Raw genomic sequence first — 23,878 nt, 5'->3', positions numbered from 1 at the left:
GCCCTCCCCGCAGTCCGGGGAGGGCGTCGTCCGCGTTCGGCGCTCAGGCCGGGACGGCCACGTCCTCACGGACACGGCGGGTCGCCTCGACGATGTTGCGCAACGAGGCGATGGTCTCGTCGTAGCCGCGGGTCTTCAGACCGCAGTCCGGGTTCACCCACAGCTGACGCACCGGCAGCTCGTCGACCGCGCGACGCAGCAGAGCCTCGATCTCGGCGACGCCGGGCACGCGCGGTGAGTGGATGTCGTAGACGCCGGGGCCGATCCCGTGGTCGAACCCGTGGTGGGCGATGTCGGCGACGACCTCCATGCGGCTGCGGGCGGCCTCGATCGAGGTGACGTCGGCATCGAGCGCGCGGATGGCGTCGATGACCACGCCGAACTCCGAGTAACAGAGGTGCGTGTGGATCTGCGTGGCTGCCGCGGCTCCGCCCGTGGCGAGCCGGAAAGAGCCGACCGACCAGTCGAGGTACGCCGGCTGGTCTGCCTTCTTCAGTGGCAGCAGCTCGCGTAGCGCCGGCTCGTCCACCTGGATGATCTCGATGCCGGCCGACTCCAGGTCGGCGATCTCGTCGCGCAGTGCCAGTGCGACCTGGTTGGCGGTGTCGCCGAGCGGCTGATCGTCGCGGACGAACGACCAGGCGAGGATCGTGACCGGGCCGGTCAGCATTCCCTTGACGTGCTTCGCGCTCAGAGACTGGGCGTACGCGGCCCAGGACACGGTGATCGGCGCCGGACGCGAGACGTCGCCCCACAGGATCGACGGACGCGTGGCACGCGAGCCGTACGACTGCACCCAGCCGTTCTCGGTGACCGCGAAGCCGTCCAGGTGCTCGGCGAAGTACTGCACCATGTCGTTGCGCTCCGCCTCGCCGTGCACGAGGACGTCCAGTCCCAGGTCCTCCTGCAGCGCGACGACCCGGTCGATCTCCGAGCGCAGGAACGCCTCGTAGTCCTCCTGCGGCACCTCGCCGCGGCTGAACCGGGCACGCGCACGGCGGATGTCGCCGGTCTGCGGGAAGGAGCCGATGGTGGTCAGCGGCAGGGCCGGCAGGTCCAGCGCCTGCTGGGCGCTCTCGCGCACTTCGTACGCGTCGCGGGAGAAGTCCGCCTCGGCGAGTGCGCGCTGCCGCACGGCGCCGTCGCGCACGCCCGGCGCATCGTGCCGGTCGGCGAGGGCAGCGGATGCCGCGTCGAGCTCGCCCTGCACGGCCGCGCGTCCCTCGGTCAGACCGTGCGCCAGCGAGACCACCTGACCGACCTTCTGGTCGGCGAATGCCAGCCAGGAGACCAGGCGCGCGTCGAGCTTCGTCTCGTCCTGCACGTCGTGCGGCACGTGCAGCAGCGACGTGGAGGTGGAGGCGGAGACGGAGGCAGCGCCGAGCGCACGCAGGGCCTCGAGCTTCGCGAACGCACCGGCGAGGTCGCCGCGCCAGATGTTGTGCCCGTCGACGACACCGCCGACCAAGGTCTTTCCGCCGAGGTCTGGCAGGGCTTCCGGCACAGCACCGCGCACCAGGTCGATGCCGATCGCCTCGATGGGAGCCGCTGCGAGCACGGGCAGCACGTCGCCGAGTTCGGCGTAGGGGGCCGCGACGAAGATCGCGGGACGATCGGCCGACCCTCCCAGCACGGAGAGGGCGCGCTGCGCGGCATCCGCCAGCTGCGCCGTCGACGCGGGCAGGGACTCGCTGACCAGTGCAGGCTCGTCGAGCTGGACCCAGTCCGCTCCGGCTGCCTTCAGCTTCGCCAGCAGCTCGGCGTAGACCGGCAGGACGTCATCCAGTCGCGAAAGCGGGTCGAAGCCGTCGGGCGCGGCGTCGGACGCCTTGGCGAGGGCGAGCAGCGTCACCGGACCGACGACCACCGGACGGGTGCGCAGCCCCGCGGCCGCGGCCTCGGCGACCTCGTGCACGAGGCGGTCGCTGGACAGCGCGAACACGGTCTCCGGGCCGATCTCCGGCACCAGGTAGTGATAGTTCGAGTCGAACCACTTGGTCATCTCCAGCGGGGCGCGCTCTCCCTCGCCGCGCGCGATGGTGAAGTACGCGGGCAGGCCGATGGTGCCGTCCTGCTCGCGGAGGTCCTCGAAGCGGGTCGGGATCGCACCGACCGTGACGGCGGCGTCGAGCACCTGGTCGTAGTACGAGAACGACTCCGGGATCGAGGAGTCCTCCCGGCCGAGCCCGAGCTCGGCGAGACGCTCCCGACCGGCTGCCCGCAGCTCCGCGGCCGTCTGCTCCAGTGCGCTCTCGTCGATGCGGCCGGCCCAGAAGGCCTCCACCGCCTTCTTCAGCTCGCGGCGGCGTCCGATGCGGGGGTAGCCGAGGATCGTCCCGGTGGGGAAGGCGGTCATGATGTTCCTTTCGATGAACGGGACAGCTGCAGTTCGGGCAGGATGCCGGCCTGCCTGAGCACATCCAGCACGGTGTCGTGCTGGTTGAAGGCGTAGAGGTGGACTCCGGGCGCGCCGCCGGCGACGACGTCGCGGGCGAGCGCGGCGGCCCAGTCGATGCCGATCTGGCGGCGACCCTCGGGGGTCGGCTCGACGTCGAGCGCGATGGAGAGCTCTCCTGGCAACTCCTCGCCGGTCAGCTCGAGCACACGCGCGAGGCGAGCGGGCGAGGTGATCGGCATGATGCCGGGCAGGATGGGGATGGTCACCCCTGCCCGGCGTGCGCGTTCGACGAAGGCCAGGTAGTGATCGGCGTGGAAGAAGAGCTGGGTGATCGCGAGGGTCGCACCGGCCGCCTGCTTGGCGAGCAGCGCGTCGACGTGCTGACTGCTGTATGCGGAGCGTGGGTGACCGTTCGGGAAGGCCGCGACGGCGATGCTGACCTTGCGCCGGGGTGCGACGCGCACGGCCTCGGGGTTTCCCGGCACCGGCGACTCCTCGTACGGAGCGCGCTCGGCCTGCACTCGGTCGATGAGCTGCGCGAGCTGGGCCGAGCTCTCCAGGTCGCCGAGGAACGGTTCGCCCTCCCGGTGCCCGGCGGGCGGATCGCCGCGCAGCGCGAGAAAGCTGAGGATCCCGGCATCCAGGAACTCCCTGATGAGCCGCGCGGCGCCGGCGTACGTGTTTCCCACACAGGTGAGGTGGGCCAGCGGCTCGACGGCGGTGTGCGTGCGGATGTACCGCAGCACGTCCAGCGAGCGCCCGCCGGTGGACCCGCCGGCGCCGTAGGTCACCGACAGGAAGTCGGGTCCGGCGGCCGCGAGGTGATCGATGGTGTCGTGCAGCGCCTGCGTGCTGGCTGCGGAACGCGGCGGGTACAGCTCGAAGGAGAAGGGCACATGGCTCATGGCTGTCTCCTCTTCCGATCGGTGGACGGCGGCATCGCGGCGGCCGGTGGTGTCTCAGCACGGTAGAACGCGGATGCCGCCGGGCGCACGCTGTGTGACGCCGTGTGTCAGCCCCTGACGAAGTGTGTCGATACGGTGGCGTGGATAGGCTCGAGAGCATGACCATGCCTTACGGTTCCTGGCCCTCGCCGCTCTCGGCCGACGACGTCTCGCAGTCCGCCCCGCGCATCGACGGAGCACGCTTCGTCGGCGACGAGATCTGGTGGGGCGAGTCGGTCCCCGCGCAGGGCGGACGCGTCACCGTGCGCAGTTCGTCGGGTGCCGAGATCCTGCCGGAGCCGTGGAACGCGCGCTCGCGGGTGCACGAGTACGGCGGTGGGGCCTGGACCGCGGATGCCGAGGGCACCCTGTACTTCGTGAACGGCGAGGACCAGCGCGTGCATCGGATGCCGCGCGGCGGCGTCCCGGAGCCGCTGACGGCGGCAGGCCCGCAGTACGGCGGTCTGACGCTGCAGCAGGGCCGGCTGTTCGCGGTGCAGGAGGATCTGCGCGGCCAGGAGCACGTGCGCGGCATCGTCGAGATCCCGACGGACGGGTCGGCCGCAGCCGAGGAAGCGGTGGTGCGGGTGCACGTGCAAGGGTCGGCGTTCTTCGCGCATCCGGCCCTGTCTGCGGACGGCACCCGGCTCGCCTTCGTGGAGTGGAGCGGGCGGTCCATGCCCTGGGAGGAGGCGCGGCTCAAGGTGATCGAGGCCGGTGGCGACGTGTTCGCGGAGACCCGGACGCGCGCCGCGCTGCAGCCGGAATGGACCGTCGGCGGCGACCTGCTGTTCCTGGACGACCCGACCGGCCGCTGGAATCTGCAGCGGATGCAGCTGGACGGTCTCGAGGTCACCGGCACGGACGCCGTCGCACTGGCCGACGCCGACACCGGCGGCGGCCTGTGGGTGCTCGGCAACCGCTGGTACGGGGTGCTCGAGGACGGCCGGATCGTCGCGGTGCGCACGAACGGCGCGGACGAGGTCGTGCTGATCGACCCGGCGACGGGGATCGAGAGTCTTCTGGATGTCCCCGTCACGGGCGAGGCGAGCATCGACGACGTGTCGGGAAGCCGCGTGCTGGTCTCGGGCAGCGGCGCCGAGGTGGAGCGCGGACTGTGGTGCGTGGACGTGGATTCCGGTGAGGTCGCGGCGGTCAGGGGCGGCGAGCCGGTCGACACCGCGTGGATTCCGGTGGCGCGCCCCGTCACGTTCGACGGCCCGCACGGACCGGTGCACGCCTTCGACTACCCCCCGACGCACCCGGATGCGACAGCTCCCTCCGGTGAGCTGCCGCCCTACATCGTGATGGTGCACGGCGGCCCCACCGCGCACGTCTCGGGTTCGGCATCCACCGCCTACGCGTACTGGACCAGTCGCGGCGTCGGCGTGCTCGACGTGAACTACGGCGGGTCCACCGGCTACGGACGCGCCTATCGTGAGCGGCTCGACGGGCAGTGGGGCGTCGTCGACGTCGACGATGTGATCGCCGCCGCGCAGGGCCTGGCGGATGCCGGCCTGGCGGATCCGCGCCGGATCGCCATCCGCGGCGGCTCCGCGGGTGGATGGACCGTGCTCAGCGCCCTGGTGCGCGGCGGCGCGTTCGCTGCCGGCATCAGCCGGTACGGCGTCGCCGATCTGCGGATGCTGGCAGCGGACACCCACGATTTCGAGAAGTTCTATCTGAACGGGCTGGTCGGTCCGCTCCCCGAGGCCGAGTCGGTGTACATCGAGCGTTCGCCGCTCACGCATGCCGAGCGCATCGACGTGCCGGTGCTGCTGCTGCAGGGCGAGGACGATCGGGTCGTGCCGCCCTCGCAGTCCGAGGCCATCCGAGACGCCCTCGCGGCCCGCGGCATCCCGCACGAGTACGTCCTGTACCCCGGAGAGGGTCATGGCTTCCGCCGCGCGGAGACGATCGTCTCGTCGCTGCAGACCGAGCTGCGCTTCCTCGGCGCGACGTTCGGCTTCGCGCCGGCGCCCTGAACCGGTTCGCGCCGAATGCGACCGCGGGCTACTCCCCTCGGCGGTTGCGCATCCGCATGGCTCGCTCGGCCTCGCGGGTGTCCTGGCGCTCACGCAGCGTCTGGCGCTTGTCGAACTCGCGCTTGCCCTTGGCCAGTGCGATCTCGACCTTGGCGCGCCCGTCGGAGAAGTACAGCTTCAGCGGGATCAGCGTGTACCCGCCGGCAGAGACGGCATGCTCGAGCTTGCTGATCTCCTCGCGGTGCAGCAGCAGCTTGCGCACCCGCTTGGCGGAATGGTTGGTCCAGTGCCCCTGCGAGTACTCCGGGATGTGCACGGAGTCCAGGAACGCCTCGCCGCCCTTGATGAACGCGTAGCCGTCGCTGAGGTTCGCGCGGCCCTGACGCAGCGACTTGACCTCGGTTCCCGTGAGCACGAGACCCGCCTCGTACGACTTCTCGAGGTTGAAGTCGTGACGCGCGCGACGGTTGGTCGCGATGACCTTCTCCCCGCGTTCCCTGGGCATGTTCTTCTCCTGACGACAGACAGCCCACAAGTATATGACGGGCGGGGATGACGCGCGCGCAGCCCCCGGGTGCGGCTGTTACGTGCGCAGCCACCGCCGGATGGCGAAGCCGGCTGACAGCGCCGCGAGCACCACGCCGATGCCGATCAGCACCGGGACGACGAAGGCCGCCTCCTGCATGCCGACCAGCGGTCGCATGAACGGCACGCGCTCGGCGAGGTATCCCTCCACGCCGAAGCGAACGCCGGCGAGCACCGCGCCGCTGGCGAGCACGGAGCCCAGCAGCGCGGCGAAGACGCCCTCGAGCACGAACGGGGTCTGGATCGAGCTGTTCGAGGCGCCCACCAGCCGCATGATGCCGATCTCCTTGCGGCGCGCGTACGCCGACAGCCGGATGGTCGTCGCGATGAGGAGCACGGCGGCGATGAGCATGAGAGCGGCTACGCCGACGGCGATGTAGGTCGCCACGGTGAGCGCCGAGAACAGCGGGTCGAGCAGCTTGCGCTGATCCTTCACCGCCTCCACGCCCGCGACGCCGTGGAACGCCTCGCTGATGACCTCGGACTGCTGTGGATCCTTCATGACCACGCGGAAGTCCACCGAGGTGTTGTCCACCCCGATCACGCTGGCCTGCTCCTCACCGAGCTGGGCGACGATGTCCTGGTAGGCGTCCTCCTTGCTCTGGAAGCGCACCTGGCTGATCAGCGGCGAGAGCGCATCGCCCTCGAGGTCCTGCTTGACCTTCTCGATCTGCTCCTCGGTGGCCTCACCGCCCACGCAGGTGTCGGTTGTCGACAGCGGCGAGCACATGTAGACCGTGACCTCGGCCTTCTCGCCCCAGTAGCCGCGCATCGTGCTGATCTGGGTCTGCATCAGCACGGCCGCGCCGACGAAGGTGAGCGAGACGAACGTGACGAGCACGACCGAGATGACCATGGAGAGGTTGCGGCGCAGACCCAGCAGGGCCTCGCCGATGACGAGTCCGATTCTCACGAGGTGGGCCCCACTTCCTCGTCGTCGTCCGACAGGCCGAGGCGATCGGCCACTCCCAGCTCCTCGACCTGCACGTCGGGGATGAAGATCGGATTGGTGCGCGGGGGCGTGGGAGCAGGAGCTTTCACGCGCTCCGCCTCGGCCTCCTTCTGCGACGCACCCGACGGGGTGTCCGTGGGAGCCTCCGCGCGCACCTCCGCCGGCTCAGGGGGCACGACGTCTGTGCGCTGCGCCTGCGCAGGTGCGACGTCGGGCACCGGCGTCGGCGTCGGCGTCGCGACGGTCTGCCTCTGCACCTCCTGCACCGCTGTGCGCGCGGCCGCGACAGCGGCGCCGGGGACGGCCTCGGGCATCAGGCGCGGGATGCTGGACGTGTCGCCGTAGCCGCCGCCGAGCTCGTCGCGCACCAGGACGCCTTCCTTGAGCTCGATCACGCGACGCTGCATCTGGTCGACGAACGCCGCCTCGTGGGTGGCCATCACCACGGTCGTGCCGCCGGCGTTGATGCGGGTCAGCAGCTGCATGATGTCCACGGACGTGGCGGGATCGAGGTTTCCGGTGGGCTCATCGGCGAGCAGCACCTTGGGGCGGTTGACGATCGCCCGCGCGATGGCGACGCGCTGCTGCTCACCACCGGACAGCTCATGCGGCATCCGCTTGGCCTTGCCGTCGAGGCCCACCAGGGCGAGCGCCTCGGGCACCGCCTGCTGGATGAAGCCGCGGGACGAGCCGATCACCTGCAGTGAGAAGGCCACGTTCTGGTAGACGGTCTTCGTGGACAGCAGCCGGAAGTCCTGGAACACCGAGCCGATGTGACGGCGGAAGTAGGGCACCTTGCGGTTCGCGAGCGTGCGCAGATCGCGCCCGAGCACGGCGACGCGCCCCGTGGTGGGCACGTCCTCGCGAAGGATGAGTCGCAGACAGCTCGACTTGCCGGAGCCGGAAGCTCCCACGAGGAACACGAACTCGCCGGCCTCGACATTGAAGTCGACGTCGGAGAGGGCAGGTCGTTTGGTGCCGCGATAGCGTTTGGTGACGTTCTCGAACCTGATCATGGCCATTCGAGCCTAAGCGCGGCGCCCGATCCGGCGACCAGCGACACTCCCCCGGCGCAAGGCCACCCACCCCTTCGGTCGGGCGCACGCGGGCCTCGCCTGATATACACGTAGAGGCGCGATCGGCGCCGTGAGGGGGTTCGCGCCATCGCGCGCGGACAGAGACGACGAAGAGGGCGCCATGACTGTTCCTGCTGGATGGTACGACGACGGATCCGGCCGACAGCGCTGGTGGGACGGTGCGCAGTGGACCGAGCACTTCGCGCCCGTCGAAGCAACCCCGCAGCCAGCACCGGCCGGCTCCGAAGCGCCCGAAGGCGCCGCCGGCAGCGGGACGGATGCCGCCGCGGAGACGGCCGAGGAGTTCGATCTCGATGCGACCGCCCGTCGCGACGAGATCCCTCGGGCGGAGGACTCCAGCGCCTACGCGCCCCCGACTGCATCCGCCTATCCCGCGCCGGAACCCGTGAGCCCCGCCTACGCCGCGCCGGCCGCCGCAGACTCCGCGTACACGGCGCCGGCATACACCGCACCCGCCTACACCGCTCCGGCATACACGGCACCCGCGTACACGGCACCGGAGTACACGGCCGCGGCGTCGGGGCCGAGGACGGCTCCCGTGCTCGGATTCATCGGACTCGGCCTCGCCGTGCTGGGAACGATCCTCGCCTGCATCCCGACGATGTTCACGCTGATCCCCGGGTTGGTGGTCCTGTTCGCGGCGCTCGTGATCTCGATCATCGCGGTCTTCAGGAAGAACACCCGCAAGTGGCCGGCCGTCACCGGCATCGTCCTGTCGGTGGTGGGCGGTGTCATCGGGATCATCGTGACGGTGGTCGTGCTGTTCTTCACCACGTTCGGCACCGTGGTCGACAGCCTGCCCTCCACCTGGCCGACGCCGATGACGAGCGACTGGCCCACCGACACGTCGGAACGGCCGCTGCCCGAGCAGATCACGGCGGGCTACCTGCTCCTGGTGTCGGATCAGGACGACATCGAGGAGTACATCCAGCCCGGCGTCGCGGCCTGCATCGGCGAGCACCTGTACGAGTCCGACCTGTCGGACGAGACGCTCTGGGACATCGCGACCGGCATGCCGGTCGCCGACGACGTGTACCCGGAGGTGCAGCAGGCCGCTGACGATGCTGCAGACGCCTGCCTCACGCAGTAGTCCGTACCACGCATGACGAAGGGCTCGGGAGCAGCGCTCCCGAGCCCTTCGTCATGCGTGCTCGCTCAGTCCTCTTCCTTGCGCTTGCGCCAGCGGATGCCCGCCGAGATGAACTCGTCCAGGTCGCCGTCGAAGACGCTGGCAGGGTTGCCCGACTCGTAGCCGGTGCGCAGGTCCTTGACCAGCTGCTGCCCGTACAGGAAGTAGGAGCGCATCTGGTCTCCCCAGCTCGCCGTGATGGTTCCCGCGAGTTCCTTCTTCTTGGCGGCCTCCTGCTCCTTCTGCAGCAGCAGCAGACGAGTCTGCAGCAGGCGCATCGCGGCCGCGCGGTTCTGGATCTGCGACTTCTCGTTCTGCATCGAGATGACGATGCCGGTGGGCAGGTGCGTGATGCGCACCGCGGAGTCGGTGGTGTTCACCGACTGACCGCCCGGGCCGGAGGAGCGGAACACATCCACGCGGATGTCGTTCTCGGGGATCTCGACCGCAGTCGCCTCCTCCATCAACGGGATGACCTCCACGGCCGCGAAGGACGTCTGGCGCTTGTCGGCGGAGCCGAACGGACTGATGCGCGCCAGGCGGTGCGTGCCCGCCTCGACGGAGAGCGTGCCGAAGGCGTAGGGCGCGGTGACCTCGAAGGTCGCGGATTTGATGCCGGCGCCCTCGGCGTAGGACGTGTCCATCACCTTGACGGGGTAGCCGTGCTGCTCGGCCCAGCGCAGGTACATGCGCATGAGCATCTCGGCGAAATCGGTGGCGTCATCGCCGCCGGCGCCGGAGCGGATGGTGATGATCGCGTTGCGGTCGTCGTACTCGCCGTCCAGCAGCGTCTGCACCTCGAGCTGGTTGATGGTTTCGCGCAGCGCGGCGAGCTCCTTGCGCGCTTCGTCGGCGGAGTCGTCGTCCTGCATCTCGTTGGCGAGCTCGACCAGCACCTCCAGGTCGTCGAGGCGGCTGTCGACGTCGGTGATGCGCTTGAGGTCGGCCTGCTTGTGGCTGAGCGCGCTGGTGACCTTCTGAGCCTGCTCGGGGTCGTCCCAGAGATCGGGCGCACCGGCTTCCTCACTGAGTCGCGCGATGTCCTTGCGCAGGGATTCCACGTCGACGACCTCGCGGATGTCGCCGAAGGTGTGTCGCAGGGCCTGGATGTCGGCGGAGAGATCGAGTTCGAACATGGCAGTTCAGCCTATCGTGCTTGCCTGCGGGCTTCTGCGCCGCACCGCGTTAGCGTGGGCGTGTGAAGGAAAGCGCCGGCAGGGTCATCAGGCAGTTCGGACCGATGGTCTACATCCCGACGGTGCTGTTCGCGCTCGGCGAGGGCGCGGTGATCCCTCTGATCCCGGTGTTCGCGACCGAGCTGGGGGCGGACGTGCCGCTGGCCGCGCTGGTGACGTCGGCGCTGGTGATCGGACAGCTGTGCGGAAACATCCCGTCGGGCTGGCTGGTGGCGAAGATCGGCGAGCGGTTCACCATGGTCTACGCGGGCCTGGCGGCGATGGTCGCCGGCGTCGGGATGCTGATGGCGTCGTCGCTGGTCCTGCTCACCGCTGCGGTGTTCCTGCTGGGTTTCTGCGCCGCCGCCTTCGGGCTCGCCCGGCACGCGTTCATGACCACCCGCGTCCCCATCCGGTTCCGCGCGCGGCTGCTGTCGCTGCTGGGCGGGTGCTTCCGTCTGGGTGTCTTCGTGGGTCCATTCGTCGCCGCCGCGCTGATCAGCCTGACCGGCACGGAGCTGTCCACGGTCTGGTTCCTGCTGGGCTGCGTGGCGGTGCTCGTGGTGCTGGTGCTGTTCGGCCCGGACCCGGAGCGCACCATCCCGGTGCTGTTGAAGCCGACCGGGGCGGCCGTCGCCGAGGACACCGGCGAGGTGGTCACGGGCTCGATCCCGGTAGCCGACCAGCGTGGGGTGTTCCGCACCATGTGGGCGTACCGGACGGTGCTGGCCCGACTCGGCGTCTCGGCTGCCTGCCTGTCGGCCGTGCGCTCGGCACGTCAGGTGATCCTGCCGCTGTGGGGCGTCTCGCTCGGCATGGATGCGACGACGATCGCGCTCGTGGTCGGCATCTCCGGAGTCATCGACTTCGCACTGTTCTACGCGAGCGGCCAGGTGATGGACCGGTTCGGGCGCATCTGGGCCGCCATGCCCGCGCTGGCGCTGATGGGGCTGGGTTTCGTGGCGCTGTCGTTCACGCACGATCTCGACTCCGCGATGCTCTGGTACGGCACGTTCGCCGCCGTCCTGGGGGTCGGCAACGGCCTGTCCAGCGGCATCCTGCTCACCTTTGGCGCCGATCTGGCGCCCGAGCGGGACCCTGCGGCGTTCCTGGGATCGTGGCGGACGCTGACGGATGCCGGCGGCGCCGCCGCCCCGGTGGCCATCTCCGCCATCACCGCGGCGTTCTCGCTGTCGCTGGCCACCGGCCTGATGGGCGTGGTGGCACTGGTCGGCGCCCTCGGCTTCCTGCGCTGGACCCCGCGGTATCTGCCCCGCAAGCCGGAGTAGCGCGCTCTCACCGCAGGGCGGTGCGGGTGGTCGCGGTGGCCTCCAGCGGCACGCCGTCGGGCACGAACGGCGAGAACAGCGGCGGATGCCAGGAGCCGGCGACCGTCACCCGCGCGGACACCCCGTCCGGGGTTCCCGCCGACACGATCCGGGCATCCTGAGCGATCGCGGCGACCACGGCATCCGCCTGATCGCGCACCCCGTCATCGGTGAGCTCGGCGCGCACGCCGTCGCCGGCGGCCTCCAGGGTGAAGCCGTCGGCGCCCGCGAGCGCGGCCGCGTCGGCGAGGGAATCGAGGCGCTTCTGCGCGATGTACAAATCCGTGGCGCAGACGCACACGACGATCACGGCGACAGCGAGCAGCATGTACCCGAGGATCAGCGGGAGGATGCTGCCGTCCTCCTCGTCGGTCAGGACGCGCAGACCGCGGGCGAGACTCATCCGCTGCCCCACAGCCTCGAGGTCCGCTGCGCGGACTGGGCTTCGACGGGGATCGCCGCGATCCGGTCGAGCCCGAACAGCGGCGGCATCAACGGCAGGCTCACGCGGGTGCTGACGGTGACAATGACCGTGGCGCCGGCGGTCGGGCACGTTCCGGTCGACGGCCGACAGGAGATCTGCACATCCACCGCGTCTGCATCGAGGCCGTACTCACGGATCGTGCTCGCCAGCACGGCATCGCCCCGGGCAGCGGCCGTCTCGGCATCCGGTGCCTGGCCGATCACGCGCGCGGTGTGCCTGGCTGCGGCCTCGACGCCGAGGGTCTGCTCCTGAATCCCGCCGAGAGCGAGGACGAGGTACACGAGCGGCACGAGCAGCAGCACGCCGACTGTGATGAACTCCAGCGCGGCGGACCCGGCGTCGTCGGCGAACGGGAGCGGGTGGTCAGTCGTCCTCGAACGATTCGACGGGCGCACGGGCCTCCACCTCCATCCCGTACGGCACGCCGATCAGTCCCAGCACCGGCAACATGGTGCGCACGCGGACGACGACGCTCTCATGGCCGAGCGCGGCGTCCTGACCGATCGTCACGTCCTCCGCGTACCGCGCCCCGATCGCCCTGCCGATGACCGCACGCGTGCGATCGGCTCCCTCGCCGATATCCGTGTCGGCGAGCGCCGCGTAGTGCGCGCCCTCCACGGCCGCGTCGTGCACGACGTTGCGCACATAGATCGCGAAGGCCACCTGCAGCACCGCGAGCGTGAGCGCGGTCAGCAGTGCGCCGACGAGCACGAACTCGACGGGGCTGGATCCTCGCTCATCGGCGAAGGGCGACGCGCGCATGCCGGCGGTGCACCGGTCAGATGCCGGACACGCGGGAGATCGCCTGTTCGAACAGACCGACCAGCGCGGGGCCTGCGACCGCCCAGATCACCACCACGAGCGCGGCGGTCATGAGCGTCACCAGCACCCAGCCGGGGACGTCGCCGCGCTCGTCCTCGGCGAGAGTCCTGCCCGCTGCGAACCAACTTCTGATCGTCGTCATACCTGTTCCTTGCGTCGGGGCTCAGCCGAGACCGAGCCGGAGGATGAAGAGTCCGGGGTACACCGCGAACAACACGGACAACGGGAGGATGAGGAACACGAGCGGCAGCAGCATCGTGATCTCCTTGCGCCCGGCCTGCTCGATGAGCGCGCGCTTGGCCTCGTCCCTGGCGTCCGCCGCCTGGGAGTGCAGCACCGCCGCGAGCGGAGCACCGTGCTCGAGCGCCGCGACGATCTGATCGACTGCTCGCGAGAGACCGGGCAGCTGCAGACGGGTCGCGGTCTCGCCGAGGGCGTCGGCGAGCGGCGAACCGGTGTGCACGGCCAGCACCGTCTGTCGCAGCTCCTGGGTCAGCTGGCCGGTGCCGATTCCGGAGACGCGGCGCAGGGCATCCAGCAACGACTCCCCCGCCGAGAGGCAGAGCGCGACGAACTCCAGGGTCGTGGGGAGCTCCTCGGCCAGTCTCGCCCGTCGGGCGTTCGCGCGGGCGGTGAGCTGCATGTCGTAGACCACTACGGCCGCCGCACTCGCGATGAGCGGCAGCAGCACGGCCGGTGGCGTGATCCGGCCGGTGAGCGCGATCACCACCACGACGAGCGCGCCGGTGACGAGCCCTCCGATGCCCCAGGCGAGTTGCCGCCCGCGGAATGCGCCCGGAGTCTGCGCGGACCCCGCCTGCGCGAGTCGCTGCGCGAGCGCGTCGCCCCCGCCCACGAGACGCTCGAAGCCTGCACGCACGCGATCCGACAGCCGCCTGCCGCGCACGGGCAGCACTCCGGCACGCGGCAGGATGCCGGCGGGCAGCGCCTCGTCAGAGACGACATCGCGCAGATACGGGGCGATCCGACGATCCAGGGGCAGCGCGCCCCAACGCGGCAGCGCGGAGAGCACCCCGAGCACGCCCAGCGCGAAGGCGCCACCGAGCAGGACGGCGAGCGCGACGTCCGTCACCGCGGTCACCCGAACCACCTCGCGGGTTCGGGAAGCCGTCCGATGCGCAGCATGATCCGGTATACGACCACGGAGACGACCGCACCCACGACGATCACCAGCATCCCCTCGGCGCTCGCGTATGCGTCGCGCCCCTCCGGTCGCATCGCCAGCAGCGCCAGGATCACCCAGGGCGCGACGGTTCCGAGCACGGCCGCACCGCGGATCCACGACTGGCGGGCCTCCACCTCGCCGCGCAGCGCGGCATCCGCCCGCACCGACGCGGACAGTGCGCGCAGCACCCCGGTCAGCTCGGTGCCGCCGACCTGACGCGCCATGCGGAGCGTCTCGATGATCCGGTCGGCGATCGGGTCGGCGAGCGTCTCCTTCAGCCGGTCCAGGCTGGTCTCGAAGCGCCCTGTCGCCCGCAGATCGCGCGCAAACACGGCGAACGCGGGACGCACAGCGGGAGGCGCCGAGTCGGCCAGGCTGGCCACGGCGTCCGGCAGCGACAGTCCCACACGGATGGCCGCGACCAGCAGATCGCAGACGTCCGGCCACAGCTGCCTGCGCGCCTTGCGCAGTCGCAGACGTCGACCGCGCAGATACAGCACGGGAGCCGCGGCGCCCGCGATCCCGGCCAGCAGAGCGATCAGCGCCAAGGCTGTCACCAGCCAGGCGAGGGAGGCCGCGACCAGGGCGACCGCGAACATGATGATCACCAGCGCCCGCACCGACGAACGGGAGTGCCCGGACTCCTCCAGAAGCCGGCGCAGACGCCCGCGTCCCGATGTGCGCGGCGCGCGCTCTCGTGCCGGCCACAGCCACGGCGACGCGCACAGCAGCAGGCCTGCTCCGAGCAGCGCACCGATCAAGAAGGTCATGCGCCAGGCCCCGCCCGGTAGATCGCCGTGGTCGCGATGCGCCCGTCGACCACCTCGCCGGTGGGAGCGACCACCTCGACGACCCGGCGGGCGCCGTCGGACTCCCGCCGGCAGTGCACGACGAAGGAGATCGAGGTGGCCAGCGCGGGCACGATGAACGACCGGTCGATGTTGCGGCCGGCCAGCAGCGGGAGCAGCGCCAGCTTGTCGAGTGCCTCGTCGGCGGAGTTCGCGTGGATCGTACCGGCTGCAGGCACGCCGGTGTTCAGGGCGAGCACGAGGTCCAGCGCCTCGGCATCGCGCACCTCGCCGACCACGATCCGGTCCGGCCTCATGCGCAGGGCCTCCTTGACGCGCCGGCGCAGCGTGATCTCGCCGGTGCCCTCCAGACTGGCCTGTCGCCCCTGCAGCGCCACCACGTCGGGGCCGTCCACCGCCAGCTCGAACGTCTCCTCGACCGTGACGATGCGCTGACGATCGGCGACGGATGCCAGCAGGGCGCCCAGCAGCGTGGTCTTGCCCGCGTGCGTCGCACCCGAGACGATGACGCTGCGCCCTTCGAGGAGCGCACGGTGCAGCAGATCGGCCAGGTGGGGAGGCAGCGACCCCTGCGACACCAGTGACTCCAGCGTGCGGTGCTGTGTGAGGAACTTGCGGATGTTCACCGCCCAGGAGCCGCGCACCACGTCGGCGATGGCCACGTGCAGGCGGGAGCCGTCCGGCAGCGAGGCGTCGACGAACGGCTGACTGACATCCACTCTCCGGCCGGTGGACTGCAGCATCCGCTCCACCAGGTCGCGGACGATGGCATCCGTCAGTCGCAGATCCACCCGTTCGGTCGTGCCGCCTCGGGCGACGAAGACGCGATCGGGACCGTTCAGCCAGATCTCCTCGATCTCCGGATCGTCCAGCAGAGGCTGCAGCGCTCCGAAGCCCGAGACGGATGCCAGCACGTCGCGCACCAGCGCCGCCTCGTCGTCGATCATCTCCTCGCCGCGCTGCAGGGCGAGGTCGTTGTGCCTGCGCACCTCCGTCTGCGCGATCTGCCGCGCCTCGGCGGGGTGCGACGAAGGATCGGTGTGCTCCAGGCGCAGACGCCGGCGCACCCGCTCGGCGACGACAAGGGACGGGTGGCTCACGCAGGCATCCTGGCAGAGTCCGCGATTCGCCCGTCAAAGTTATCCACAGGAGCACGCTCGGCAGATGTACGGAAAACCCTCATAGCCCGATCGATAGACTGAGCACGCGCGGGAGTGGTGGAATTGGTAGACACGCAGGATTTAGGTTCCTGTGCTTTCGAGCGTGTGGGTTCAAGTCCCATCTCCCGCACTGCAGCCTGTTCACTCACCGCCGAATAACGAACGACGGGATCCCCCTTGCTTCACTCGCTCATCCAGGCGCCCACCGCACTCATCCCCTGGCTCGACCCCGAGATGATCATCGGCGCCGCAGGCCCCTGGGCGCTGCTGGTCGTGTGCTTCATCGTCTTCGCCGAGACCGGACTGCTGATCGGGTTCCTGCTGCCCGGAGACACCCTGCTGGTCATCGCGGGTCTGCTCTCGCATCCACTCGGGCAGTCGGAGCACGGCGTCTTCGGCACGAGTGTCTGGGTCGTCGCGCTGCTCATCGGACTCGCCGCGTTCGTGGGCGGCGAGGTCGGCTACTTCATCGGCCACAAGGGCGGACCGGCGGTCTTCGAGCGCAAGGAATCCGGGCTGTTCAGCCGCAAGAACGTCGAGCGCACGAACGCGTTCTTCGAGCGCTTCGGCGGCATCACCGTCATCCTCGCGCGCTTCGTGCCGATCGTGCGCACCTTCGCACCGGTCGCGGCCGGCGTCGGCCACATGCCCTGGAAGCGGTACTCGCTGTACAACCTCATCGGCGCCGTGCTGTGGGGCTTCGGTCTGACGATGTTCGGATACGGGATCGGGTACATCCCCCCGATCGCCAACTTCGTCCAGGACTACATCGACCTCATCCTGCTGGCCGCCGTCGGCGGTACGGCTCTGATCACGCTGTGGCACTACCTCAGCGAGCGCCATAAGGCGAAGAAGGAAGCCGCAGCAGGCAAGGACGTCGACACCGACGCCGAGGAGGCACGCGAACTGCAGCTCGATGCCGAGGTCTTCGACCGCGCCCCCGACCTGGACGGCGACGGCGAGCGCTGATCGGCACGCCCGCCCGACTCAGCTCGCCTTCTTCTTCTTGCCGCCGCTCTTCTTGGCAGCGGGCTTGGTCTCGGGCTCCTTCCGGGCGGCCTTGGACTTCTCCACGCTGGCGCGCAGCGCCTCCATCAGGTCGATGACCTCGCCTCCGGAGCCCTCGCTCTCGTCGGCGAAGGTCTCCGACACGTCGAAGGTCTCGCCGGCCTCGATCTTCGCATCGATCAGGGTGCGCAGCTCCTTCTGGTACTCGTCGACGAACGACTCCGGTTCGAAGTCGCTGGAGTAGCTGTCCACCAGGGACGACGCCATCTCCAGCTCCTTCTTGCTGATCCTCACATCCTCATCCAGCGACGGGAACGCCACCTCGCGCACCTCGTCCGCCCACAGCAGCGTCTGCAGCACCAGCACGTCACCGCGCACACGCAGCGCCGCCAGGCGGGTCTTCTGCCGCAGCGTGAACCGCACGATCGCGGTGCGATCCGTCTGCTCGAGCGTCTTGCGCAGCAGCACGTACGCCTTCGGAGACTTCGAGTCGGGCTCGAGATAGTAGGCCCGGTCGAGCGTCAGCAGATCGATCTGCTCGGTGGGCACGAACTCCACCACATCGATCTCGCGACTCTTCTCCGCCGGCAGCGCCGCGAGATCCTTCTTGGTGAGCACCACGGTCTGCCCGTCGTCGTCGACGTACGCGCGATCGATGTCGGAGTAGGCGACCACCTTCCCGTCCAGCTCGCACACGCGCTGATAACGGATCCGGCCGCCGTCCTCGTCGTGCACCTGGTGCAACGAGATGTCATGGTCCTCCGTCGCCGAGTACACCTTCACCGGCACGTTCACCAGGCCGAAGGTCACGGCGCCCTTCCAGATGCTCCTCATGCCCCCAGTATCGCCAGTCCCGGCCGTCGGGGCCAGCACCTTGCGTCACCCGGCTAATCTGTGCACATGGCAGCGAGCGGGCAGGTCGTTCAGATCGACGGCCGTCGCCTGCGCGTGACGAACCTGGACAAGGTCGTCTACCCCGAGACGGGCACGACCAAGGGCGAGATCCTCTCCTACTGCACGCAGATCGCGCCCGTCATGCTGCCGCACCTGCGCGGCCGCCCCGTCACCCGCAAGCGCTGGGTGGACGGGGTGGGCACGGCGGCGGATCCCGCGGAGAGCTTCTTCACGAAGCAGCTCGAGCAGGGCGCACCGGACTGGGTGCGGCGGATGCCGATCGAGCACTCCGAGGGAGCGAAGGACTACCCGCTCGCCGACGACGTCGCCACGCTGGCGTGGTTCGCGCAGATCGCCGCCCTGGAGCTGCACGTGCCGCAGTGGCGCTTCACCCACTCCGGCGGTCGAGGCAGGCCCGACCGACTGGTGCTCGATCTCGACCCGGGACCGGGCGTCGGGCTGGCCGAATGCGCCGAGGTGGCCCGGATCGCACGCGGCATCCTCAGCGGCATGGGTCTGGAGCCGATGCCGGTGACAAGTGGCAGCAAGGGCATCCACCTCTACGCGCGCCTGCCCACGACCGAGGATGGCACCGGCCGGCAGACCAGCGACGAGGTGTCCGCTGTCGCGAAGGAGTTGGCCCGTCTGATCGAGGCGGACCACCCCGACCTCGCCACGCACACGATGGCCAAGTCCGCGCGCGGGGGCAAGGTGTTCATCGATTGGAGCCAGAACAACGGGTCCAAGACCACCATCGCCCCCTACTCGCTGCGCGGGCGCTCGCGCCCGTGGGTGGCGGCGCCGCGCACCTGGGAGGAGTTGGACGACGCGGACCTGCGCCACCTCGAGTTCGCCGAGGTACTGGAGCGCGTGGAGGCGGGAATCGATCCGCTCGCCGCCCTGGCGCCGCCGAGCCCGGCGCTGGCCGCCTACCTCGCCAAGCGCGATGCGGCGAAGACCCCCGAACCGATGCCCCGCACGGCATACGTCACCGGCGGCGGCGACCCGCGCTTTGTGATCCAGGAGCACCAGGCCAGCAGCCTGCACTACGACCTGCGCATCGAACGCGAGGGCGTGCTGATCAGCTGGGCGGTGCCGAAGGGCATCCCGGAGTCCACCGATCGCAACCATCTGGCGGTGATGACGGAGCCGCACCCGCTGGAGTACCTCACCTTCGAGGGCGAGATCCCCCGGGGCGAATACGGTGCCGGCTCGATGACCGTCTGGGACACCGGCACCGTCGCCCTGGAGAAATGGCGCGACGACGAGGTGATCGGCACGTTCACCGGCCAGCCGGGCGGTCGGCTGGGCGCGCCGCGCCTCGCACTGATCCGCACCGGCGGCGAGGGCGAGAAGTCCCAATGGCTGCTGCACCGCATGAAGGCGTCCTCGACACGGCATCCGAGCGGCTCCGCCCCTGCGGATTCCACACAGGAGCCGGAATCCACACAGGAGCCGGATTCCACGCAGGAGCCGGATTCCACGCAGGAGCCGGCACCGAGCGCACGGATCGCCGAGACCGCCGACGCTCCCCCGGCCTCCTACGCCCCCATGCTCGCCGAGCCGGGCTCCGCCGGCGTCGCCCGCGGGCTCGGCGCCGAGGCGTGGGCGGAGATCAAATGGGACGGCATCCGCGCCATCGGCACCTGGGCCGACGGCCGCTTCACGCTCAGCGCGCGCAGCGGCACCGACATCACGGCACGCTACCCCGAACTCACCGCGGACGGCGCGCCGCACCTGCCCGTCGCCGACGCCGTGGTGGACGGCGAGATCGTGGCGTTCGACGCGCAGGGCCGTCCCAGCTTCACGCGTCTGCAGAACCGGATGCACCTCACCCGCGGACGCGAGATCGAGCGCGAGGTGGTGCGCACCCCCATCACGTACATGCTGTTCGATCTGATGCGCCTGGACGGCCACGACCTGACTCGGATGCCGCTTCGCCAGCGCCGCGAGCTGCTCGAGCAGCTCGCATCCGACCTCGATGCCCCCGTGCAGGTGCCGCCCGTCTTCGACGACGTCGATGCCGCCGTGCAGATGAGCAGACAGCACGGACTGGAGGGCGTCGTCGCGAAGGATCCCGACTCCACGTACCGTCCGGGTGCACGCAGCTCCTCCTGGCTGAAATTGAAGAACACGCACACCCAGGAGGTCGTGATCATCGGCATCCGGCCGGGTCAGGGCAATCGTCGCGACGGGATCGGCTCCCTGCTGCTGGCCGTCCCGGGCGACGATGAGAGCATGCACTACGTCGGCCGGGTCGGCACCGGCTTCACCGACCGGATGCTGCGCGACCTCGCCGCACGTCTGGAGCCTCTGCGCACCGACAGCGCACCGGCCGATGACGTGCCCGGGCCGGAGTCCCGTGATGCCCTGTGGGTGCGCCCCGAACTCGTCGCGGAGGTGGAGTTCTCGGAGTGGACGCCCGCTGGCATCCTGCGCCACTCGCGCTGGCGCGGGCTGCGTCCGGACAAGAGCCCCGCAGAGGTGCGGCGCGAGTCCTGACCGCGGCCCCCGACCGCGGATCCTGACCGCGGCCCCCGACCGCGGATCCTGACCGCAGGCGCCGACCGCCTGTCCCCGAGCCGGGCCCACGCGCCCACGCGGCCCGAGGCTCGGAGCGGCTCGGACCGGCGCTCCGAGTGGGGCGCGGGGAGCGAAGGGTCAGGCGTGCGTCGCCTCGCAGTCGTCGCGCCCGGCGGGTTCCAGCTGGAACGTGGAGTGCTCGACGTCGAAGTGGTCGGCGAGGCAGGTCTGCAGCTGCGCCAGCAGCGCGGGCGAGCCCCCGGCGGCGAACAGCGCCGCATCGACCGTGACGTGCGCGGTGAACACGGGTGCACCGCGCGTGAGCTGCCAGACGTGCACGTCATGGACGTCGACGACACCGCCGTAGCGCTTCAGGTGGTGGCGGATCTCCGTCACCGACATGCCCTTCGGCGCCGATTCCGCAAGCACGGAGAAGACCTCGCGCAGCAGGGAGATCGCGCGCGGCAGGATCATCACGGCGATCAGGAGCGAGGCGATCGCGTCGGCCGGCATCCACCCGGTCGTGACGATCACGATCGCGGCGATGATGACCATGACCGAGCCGATCAGGTCGCCCATGACCTCCAGGTACGCCCCGCGCACGTTGATGCTCGTTCTCTGGGCTCGGCTGAGCAGCCACAGCGAGATCGCGTTCGCGATCATTCCGACCACGGCGACGACCAGCATGAGAGGCCCGGCCACCTCCACCTCGCCCGGGTCCACGAGCCGCTGGATGCCCTGTACGGCGACCACCACCATCAGCACGCTGAGGATGACGGCGTTGATCAGGGCGCCGAAGACCTCTGCGCGCTGGTAGCCGAAGGTGCGCCGGTCGTCGGCGGGGCGGGCGGCGACGGCGGTCGCGATCAGCGCGATGACCAGCGCCGACGCATCGGTGAACATGTGGGCGGCGTCGGCCAGCAGAGCCAGTGAACCGGACAGGACCGCGCCGACGACCTGCACGACCATCACGGTGACGGTCAGCGACAGCGAGACGGTCAGCAGAAGCCGGTGGCCGGCATCACGGATGCCGCCGACAGCAGGTGCGTGATCGTGCATACCTCCAGGCTAGGCCGGAAGCGCACCCGTGCGGCCCCGTTCGCCCAGTCGGGAACGGTAACGGTTCTCAACAGCAGATGCTAGAGCCCGGCCAGCAGCGGGATGAGTGCCTGGAAGGCGCGCGCCCGGTGCGACTGCGACTGCTTCTCGGCATCCGTGAACTGACCGACGGTGCGCTCGGCTGCTGCTTCCTGACCGTCCGGGATGAAGATCGGGTCATAGCCGAACCCGCCCTCGCCCGACGCCTCGTGCGCGAGGCGTCCTGGCCAGATCCCCTCGACGACGTGCTCGTGCCCTTCGGCGTCCACGAGCGCGATCGTGGAGTGGAACTGGGCGGCGCGGTGCGGATCGGCCACGTCGCGGAGCTGATCCAGCAGCAGCGCCAGGTTCGCGGCGGCGTCCTTCCTCTGCCCCGCCCAGTACGCCGAGAACACGCCCGGCGACCCGCCGAGCACGTCGACGCAGATGCCGGAGTCGTCGGCCAGCGCCGGCAGACCGGTGTGGGCGGCCGCCGCACGCGCCTTGATCAGCGCGTTCTCGGCGAAGGCCACGCCGTCCTCTACCGGCTCCGGCCCGTCGTAGCCGACGACCTCGAGATCCGGGCGCGTGGCCGCGACGATCTGCTGGAACTCGGCGACCTTGTGCGGGTTGTGGGTGGCGAGGACGATGCGCATCAGGCAGGGGCCCCCTGACCGGTCGCGTCCGCGAGCGCCGCCCGCTGATGCTCGGTCAGCGTCGCGCAGCCGTTCACGCCCAGTTCCAGCAGTGCGTCCAGCTCGCGCTTGTCGAACGGCGCCCCCTCGGCGGTGCCCTGCACTTCCACGAACAGCCCGCGGCCGGTGACCACGATGTTCATGTCGGTCTCCGCCCGCACGTCCTCGACATAGGCCAGGTCGAGCATGGGCTCGCCGTCGATGATGCCGACCGAGACGGCGGCGACGGTGTCCAGCAGCGGGGTGGAGTTCTTTCCGATGAACTTCTTCGCGCGCCCCCACTCGATGGCATCCGCGAGCGCCACATAGGCGCCGGTGATCGCCGCGGTGCGGGTGCCGCCGTCGGCCTGCAGCACATCGCAGTCGATGACGATGGTGTTCTCGCCGAGCGCCTTGGTGTCAACCACGGCGCGCAGCGCACGGCCGATCAGGCGGGAGATCTCATGTGTGCGCCCGCCGATGCGCCCCTTCACGCTCTCGCGGTCGTTGCGGCTGTTGGTGGCGCGCGGCAGCATGGCGTACTCGGCGGTGACCCAGCCCTTGCCCTTGCCTGTCAGCCAGCGCGGCACGCCGTTGGTGAACGACGCCGTGCACAGCACCTTGGTGCCACCGAAGCTGATCAGCGCCGAGCCCTCGGCGTGTGCGGACCAGCCGCGTTCGATGGTGACCTCGCGGAGCTGGTCGGTGCTGCGGCCGTCGGCGCGGACGATGTCTGACATGGTTTCCTCTCGGAGGGAGTTCAGGCGGGGCGGAGGTTCAGTGCGGGGATGCGGTCGCCGGGTCGACATCGTCGAGACCGGACAGATCGGGAAGCGTGATGACGCCGGTCTGCACGAGCTGCACGTCGCGCACCTCACGGCCCATCAGGCGGTTGGCGAGCACGGTGAAGTCGTCGGCCGAGGCGCCGGTGGCCTCGTACACGTAGCTGGGCACGGCATCCGGCGACGCGAGCAGGTCGCTGCGCACGAGCTGGCGATACACGTCGGCGGCGGTCTCGTCGTCACTGGAGACCAGCGAGACGCCGTCACCCATCACGTAGCTGATCGCGCCGCGCAGGAACGGGTAGTGGGTGCAGCCGAGCACGAGCGTGTCGACTCCGGCGTCCCGCAGGGGCGCGAGATAGCCCTCGGCGACGGCCAGCACCTCGGGGGTGCCGGTGATGCCGGCTTCGACGAACTCGACGAAGCGCGGGCAGGCGGCCGTGAACACCTCGAGCCTCTCGTTGACCTCGAGCATGTCCTGATACGCGCGGGAGCCGATGGTGCCGACTGTGCCGATCACCCCGATCCGGCCGTTCCGCGTGGTCGACACGGCGCGCCGGACGGCGGGGCCGATGACCTCGACCACGGGCACGTCGTAGCGTTCCCGTGCGTCGCGGAGCATGGCTGCGGATGCCGTGTTGCAGGCGATCACGAGCATCTTGACGCCCTGTTCGACCAGGGTGTCGAGCACCTCGAGGCTGTAGCGGCGCACGTCCGCGATGGGCTTGGGCCCGTAGGGCGAGTGGGCGGTGTCGCCGATGTAGACGAGCGATTCCTGGGGCAGCTGAGCGCGGATGGCCCTGGCTACCGTCAGCCCGCCGACTCCGGAGTCGAAGATGCCGATGGGCGCGTCGTTCATGATCCTC

The 23,878-nt window shown here is 70.1% G+C and carries 23 protein-coding genes and 1 tRNA gene; 6 read left to right on the top strand and 18 right to left on the bottom strand.

Features of this window, described 5'->3' with window-relative positions:
• Nucleotides 1–43 precede the first annotated feature (43 nt).
• Together metE and ACFQY2_RS10135 are read right to left on the bottom strand one after the other, a co-directional pair.
• Nucleotides 44–2,356, bottom strand: a complete 2,313-nt coding sequence (gene metE, locus ACFQY2_RS10140; RefSeq protein WP_378745656.1) for a 5-methyltetrahydropteroyltriglutamate--homocysteine S-methyltransferase — start codon at nucleotides 2,354–2,356, stop codon at nucleotides 44–46.
• Nucleotides 2,353–3,303: a methylenetetrahydrofolate reductase gene (locus tag ACFQY2_RS10135; protein ID WP_378745655.1), complete on the bottom strand. Its 951-nt coding sequence runs from the start codon at nucleotides 3,301–3,303 to the stop codon at nucleotides 2,353–2,355. The genes metE and ACFQY2_RS10135 overlap by 4 nt, the downstream gene beginning before the upstream one ends.
• Before the next feature lie 158 nt (nucleotides 3,304–3,461).
• On the opposite strand from ACFQY2_RS10135, the gene ACFQY2_RS10130 reads away from it, so the two are divergent.
• Nucleotides 3,462–5,327: a prolyl oligopeptidase family serine peptidase gene (locus ACFQY2_RS10130; protein ID WP_378745653.1), complete on the top strand. Its 1,866-nt coding sequence runs from the start codon at nucleotides 3,462–3,464 to the stop codon at nucleotides 5,325–5,327.
• Between the two features lie 28 nt (nucleotides 5,328–5,355).
• Here the strand turns inward: ACFQY2_RS10130 and smpB are convergent, their stop codons facing one another.
• The 3 genes from smpB to ftsE all read right to left on the bottom strand — a co-directional run bounded on the left by smpB (nucleotide 5,356) and on the right by ftsE (nucleotide 7,880).
• Entirely contained in the window at nucleotides 5,356–5,832 is a 477-nt protein-coding gene (gene smpB / locus ACFQY2_RS10125; protein ID WP_378745652.1) for an SsrA-binding protein SmpB, read from the bottom strand.
• 78 nt (nucleotides 5,833–5,910) lie between these two features.
• Entirely contained in the window at nucleotides 5,911–6,825 is a 915-nt protein-coding gene (gene ftsX, locus ACFQY2_RS10120) for a permease-like cell division protein FtsX (RefSeq protein ID WP_378745651.1), read from the bottom strand.
• Nucleotides 6,822–7,880: a cell division ATP-binding protein FtsE gene (gene ftsE, locus ACFQY2_RS10115; protein ID WP_378745650.1), complete on the bottom strand. Its 1,059-nt coding sequence runs from the start codon at nucleotides 7,878–7,880 to the stop codon at nucleotides 6,822–6,824. The genes ftsX and ftsE overlap by 4 nt, the downstream gene beginning before the upstream one ends.
• 181 nt (nucleotides 7,881–8,061) lie before the next feature.
• On the opposite strand from ftsE, the gene ACFQY2_RS10110 reads away from it, so the two are divergent.
• Entirely contained in the window at nucleotides 8,062–9,051 is a 990-nt protein-coding gene (locus ACFQY2_RS10110) for a DUF2510 domain-containing protein (RefSeq protein WP_378745649.1), read from the top strand.
• Nucleotides 9,052–9,116: 65 nt separating this feature from the next.
• On the opposite strand, the gene prfB is transcribed toward ACFQY2_RS10110, so the two are convergent.
• The gene (prfB, locus tag ACFQY2_RS10105) at nucleotides 9,117–10,226 is read right to left on the bottom strand and encodes a peptide chain release factor 2 (RefSeq protein ID WP_378745648.1); all 1,110 of its coding nucleotides are present in this window, start codon (nucleotides 10,224–10,226) and stop codon (nucleotides 9,117–9,119) included.
• A 104-nt stretch (nucleotides 10,227–10,330) separates the two neighbouring features.
• On the opposite strand from prfB, the gene ACFQY2_RS10100 reads away from it, so the two are divergent.
• Nucleotides 10,331–11,554, top strand: coding sequence for an MFS transporter (locus ACFQY2_RS10100; protein ID WP_378746156.1), 1,224 nt, complete (start codon nucleotides 10,331–10,333; stop codon nucleotides 11,552–11,554).
• 7 nt (nucleotides 11,555–11,561) lie between these two features.
• On the opposite strand, the gene ACFQY2_RS10095 is transcribed toward ACFQY2_RS10100, so the two are convergent.
• The 7 genes from ACFQY2_RS10095 to ACFQY2_RS10065 are packed head-to-tail and all read right to left on the bottom strand — an operon-like array spanning nucleotide 11,562 to nucleotide 15,994.
• The gene (locus ACFQY2_RS10095) at nucleotides 11,562–11,996 is read right to left on the bottom strand and encodes a pilus assembly protein TadG-related protein (protein ID WP_378745647.1); all 435 of its coding nucleotides are present in this window, start codon (nucleotides 11,994–11,996) and stop codon (nucleotides 11,562–11,564) included.
• Entirely contained in the window at nucleotides 11,993–12,472 is a 480-nt protein-coding gene (locus ACFQY2_RS10090; protein WP_378745646.1) for a TadE family protein, read from the bottom strand. The genes ACFQY2_RS10095 and ACFQY2_RS10090 overlap by 4 nt, the downstream gene beginning before the upstream one ends.
• A complete protein-coding gene (locus tag ACFQY2_RS10085) occupies nucleotides 12,441–12,839 on the bottom strand; it encodes a TadE/TadG family type IV pilus assembly protein (RefSeq protein WP_378745645.1) in 399 nt (132 codons plus the stop codon). The genes ACFQY2_RS10090 and ACFQY2_RS10085 overlap by 32 nt, the downstream gene beginning before the upstream one ends.
• Nucleotides 12,840–12,855: 16 nt before the next feature.
• The gene (locus ACFQY2_RS10080; protein ID WP_378745643.1) at nucleotides 12,856–13,041 is read right to left on the bottom strand and encodes a hypothetical protein; all 186 of its coding nucleotides are present in this window, start codon (nucleotides 13,039–13,041) and stop codon (nucleotides 12,856–12,858) included.
• A 21-nt stretch (nucleotides 13,042–13,062) separates the two neighbouring features.
• The gene (locus tag ACFQY2_RS10075) at nucleotides 13,063–14,001 is read right to left on the bottom strand and encodes a type II secretion system F family protein (RefSeq protein ID WP_378745642.1); all 939 of its coding nucleotides are present in this window, start codon (nucleotides 13,999–14,001) and stop codon (nucleotides 13,063–13,065) included.
• Entirely contained in the window at nucleotides 13,998–14,855 is an 858-nt protein-coding gene (locus ACFQY2_RS10070) for a type II secretion system F family protein (protein ID WP_378745641.1), read from the bottom strand. Before ACFQY2_RS10070 ends, ACFQY2_RS10075 begins: the two co-directional genes overlap by 4 nt.
• A complete protein-coding gene (locus tag ACFQY2_RS10065; RefSeq protein WP_378745640.1) occupies nucleotides 14,852–15,994 on the bottom strand; it encodes a CpaF family protein in 1,143 nt (380 codons plus the stop codon). Before ACFQY2_RS10065 ends, ACFQY2_RS10070 begins: the two co-directional genes overlap by 4 nt.
• 108 nt (nucleotides 15,995–16,102) lie before the next feature.
• Here ACFQY2_RS10065 and ACFQY2_RS10060 point away from each other — a divergent pair.
• Both ACFQY2_RS10060 and ACFQY2_RS10055 read left to right on the top strand, forming a co-directional pair.
• Nucleotides 16,103–16,184 (top strand) — tRNA-Leu (locus tag ACFQY2_RS10060).
• Nucleotides 16,185–16,288: 104 nt separating this feature from the next.
• Nucleotides 16,289–17,023 (top strand): DedA family protein, encoded by a 735-nt coding sequence (locus ACFQY2_RS10055; RefSeq protein ID WP_378746155.1) that lies wholly within the window; start codon nucleotides 16,289–16,291, stop codon nucleotides 17,021–17,023.
• An 18-nt stretch (nucleotides 17,024–17,041) separates the two neighbouring features.
• Here the strand turns inward: ACFQY2_RS10055 and ACFQY2_RS10050 are convergent, their stop codons facing one another.
• Nucleotides 17,042–17,896: a Ku protein gene (locus ACFQY2_RS10050; protein WP_378745638.1), complete on the bottom strand. Its 855-nt coding sequence runs from the start codon at nucleotides 17,894–17,896 to the stop codon at nucleotides 17,042–17,044.
• 66 nt (nucleotides 17,897–17,962) lie between these two features.
• On the opposite strand from ACFQY2_RS10050, the gene ACFQY2_RS10045 reads away from it, so the two are divergent.
• A complete protein-coding gene (locus ACFQY2_RS10045; protein WP_378745637.1) occupies nucleotides 17,963–20,458 on the top strand; it encodes an ATP-dependent DNA ligase in 2,496 nt (831 codons plus the stop codon).
• Between the two features lie 159 nt (nucleotides 20,459–20,617).
• Here the strand turns inward: ACFQY2_RS10045 and ACFQY2_RS10040 are convergent, their stop codons facing one another.
• The 4 genes from ACFQY2_RS10040 to murI all read right to left on the bottom strand — a co-directional run bounded on the left by ACFQY2_RS10040 (nucleotide 20,618) and on the right by murI (nucleotide 23,871).
• Nucleotides 20,618–21,538 (bottom strand): cation diffusion facilitator family transporter, encoded by a 921-nt coding sequence (locus tag ACFQY2_RS10040; protein ID WP_378745636.1) that lies wholly within the window; start codon nucleotides 21,536–21,538, stop codon nucleotides 20,618–20,620.
• 80 nt (nucleotides 21,539–21,618) lie between these two features.
• Nucleotides 21,619–22,212 (bottom strand): RdgB/HAM1 family non-canonical purine NTP pyrophosphatase, encoded by a 594-nt coding sequence (rdgB, locus tag ACFQY2_RS10035; protein ID WP_378745635.1) that lies wholly within the window; start codon nucleotides 22,210–22,212, stop codon nucleotides 21,619–21,621.
• Nucleotides 22,212–22,970, bottom strand: a complete 759-nt coding sequence (rph, locus tag ACFQY2_RS10030; protein WP_378745634.1) for a ribonuclease PH — start codon at nucleotides 22,968–22,970, stop codon at nucleotides 22,212–22,214. Before rph ends, rdgB begins: the two co-directional genes overlap by 1 nt.
• Before the next feature lie 37 nt (nucleotides 22,971–23,007).
• Complete coding sequence (gene murI / locus ACFQY2_RS10025) at nucleotides 23,008–23,871, bottom strand: glutamate racemase (RefSeq protein WP_378745632.1); 864 nt, start codon at nucleotides 23,869–23,871, stop codon at nucleotides 23,008–23,010.
• Between the last annotated feature and the right edge of the window lie 7 nt (nucleotides 23,872–23,878).

The organism is Microbacterium sp. GCM10027623, from assembly GCF_042666935.1.
Lineage (GTDB): Bacteria > Actinomycetota > Actinomycetes > Actinomycetales > Microbacteriaceae > Microbacterium.
This window is presented reverse-complemented; position numbering and strand designations above follow the sequence as displayed.

Excerpts from the sequence above, each read along its gene's own strand:
- ACFQY2_RS10130 (WP_378745653.1), top strand. The coding sequence starts at position 3,462 with ATGACCATGCCTTACGGTTCCTGGCCCTCGCCGCTCTCGGCCGACGAC.
- rdgB (WP_378745635.1), bottom strand. The coding sequence starts at position 22,212 with ATGCGCATCGTCCTCGCCACCCACAACCCGCACAAGGTCGCCGAGTTC.
- prfB (WP_378745648.1), bottom strand. The coding sequence starts at position 10,226 with ATGTTCGAACTCGATCTCTCCGCCGACATCCAGGCCCTGCGACACACC.
- ACFQY2_RS10050 (WP_378745638.1), bottom strand. The coding sequence starts at position 17,896 with ATGAGGAGCATCTGGAAGGGCGCCGTGACCTTCGGCCTGGTGAACGTG.
- ACFQY2_RS10135 (WP_378745655.1), bottom strand. The coding sequence starts at position 3,303 with ATGAGCCATGTGCCCTTCTCCTTCGAGCTGTACCCGCCGCGTTCCGCA.
- ACFQY2_RS10070 (WP_378745641.1), bottom strand. The coding sequence starts at position 14,855 with ATGACCTTCTTGATCGGTGCGCTGCTCGGAGCAGGCCTGCTGCTGTGC.
- murI (WP_378745632.1), bottom strand. The coding sequence starts at position 23,871 with ATGAACGACGCGCCCATCGGCATCTTCGACTCCGGAGTCGGCGGGCTG.
- ftsE (WP_378745650.1), bottom strand. The coding sequence starts at position 7,880 with ATGATCAGGTTCGAGAACGTCACCAAACGCTATCGCGGCACCAAACGA.
- ACFQY2_RS10100 (WP_378746156.1), top strand. The coding sequence starts at position 10,331 with ATGGTCTACATCCCGACGGTGCTGTTCGCGCTCGGCGAGGGCGCGGTG.
- smpB (WP_378745652.1), bottom strand. The coding sequence starts at position 5,832 with ATGCCCAGGGAACGCGGGGAGAAGGTCATCGCGACCAACCGTCGCGCG.
- rph (WP_378745634.1), bottom strand. The coding sequence starts at position 22,970 with ATGTCAGACATCGTCCGCGCCGACGGCCGCAGCACCGACCAGCTCCGC.
- ACFQY2_RS10040 (WP_378745636.1), bottom strand. The coding sequence starts at position 21,538 with ATGCACGATCACGCACCTGCTGTCGGCGGCATCCGTGATGCCGGCCAC.
- ACFQY2_RS10110 (WP_378745649.1), top strand. The coding sequence starts at position 8,062 with ATGACTGTTCCTGCTGGATGGTACGACGACGGATCCGGCCGACAGCGC.
- ACFQY2_RS10085 (WP_378745645.1), bottom strand. The coding sequence starts at position 12,839 with ATGCGCGCGTCGCCCTTCGCCGATGAGCGAGGATCCAGCCCCGTCGAG.
- ACFQY2_RS10045 (WP_378745637.1), top strand. The coding sequence starts at position 17,963 with ATGGCAGCGAGCGGGCAGGTCGTTCAGATCGACGGCCGTCGCCTGCGC.
- metE (WP_378745656.1), bottom strand. The coding sequence starts at position 2,356 with ATGACCGCCTTCCCCACCGGGACGATCCTCGGCTACCCCCGCATCGGA.
- ACFQY2_RS10055 (WP_378746155.1), top strand. The coding sequence starts at position 16,289 with ATGATCATCGGCGCCGCAGGCCCCTGGGCGCTGCTGGTCGTGTGCTTC.
- ACFQY2_RS10080 (WP_378745643.1), bottom strand. The coding sequence starts at position 13,041 with ATGACGACGATCAGAAGTTGGTTCGCAGCGGGCAGGACTCTCGCCGAG.
- ACFQY2_RS10095 (WP_378745647.1), bottom strand. The coding sequence starts at position 11,996 with ATGAGTCTCGCCCGCGGTCTGCGCGTCCTGACCGACGAGGAGGACGGC.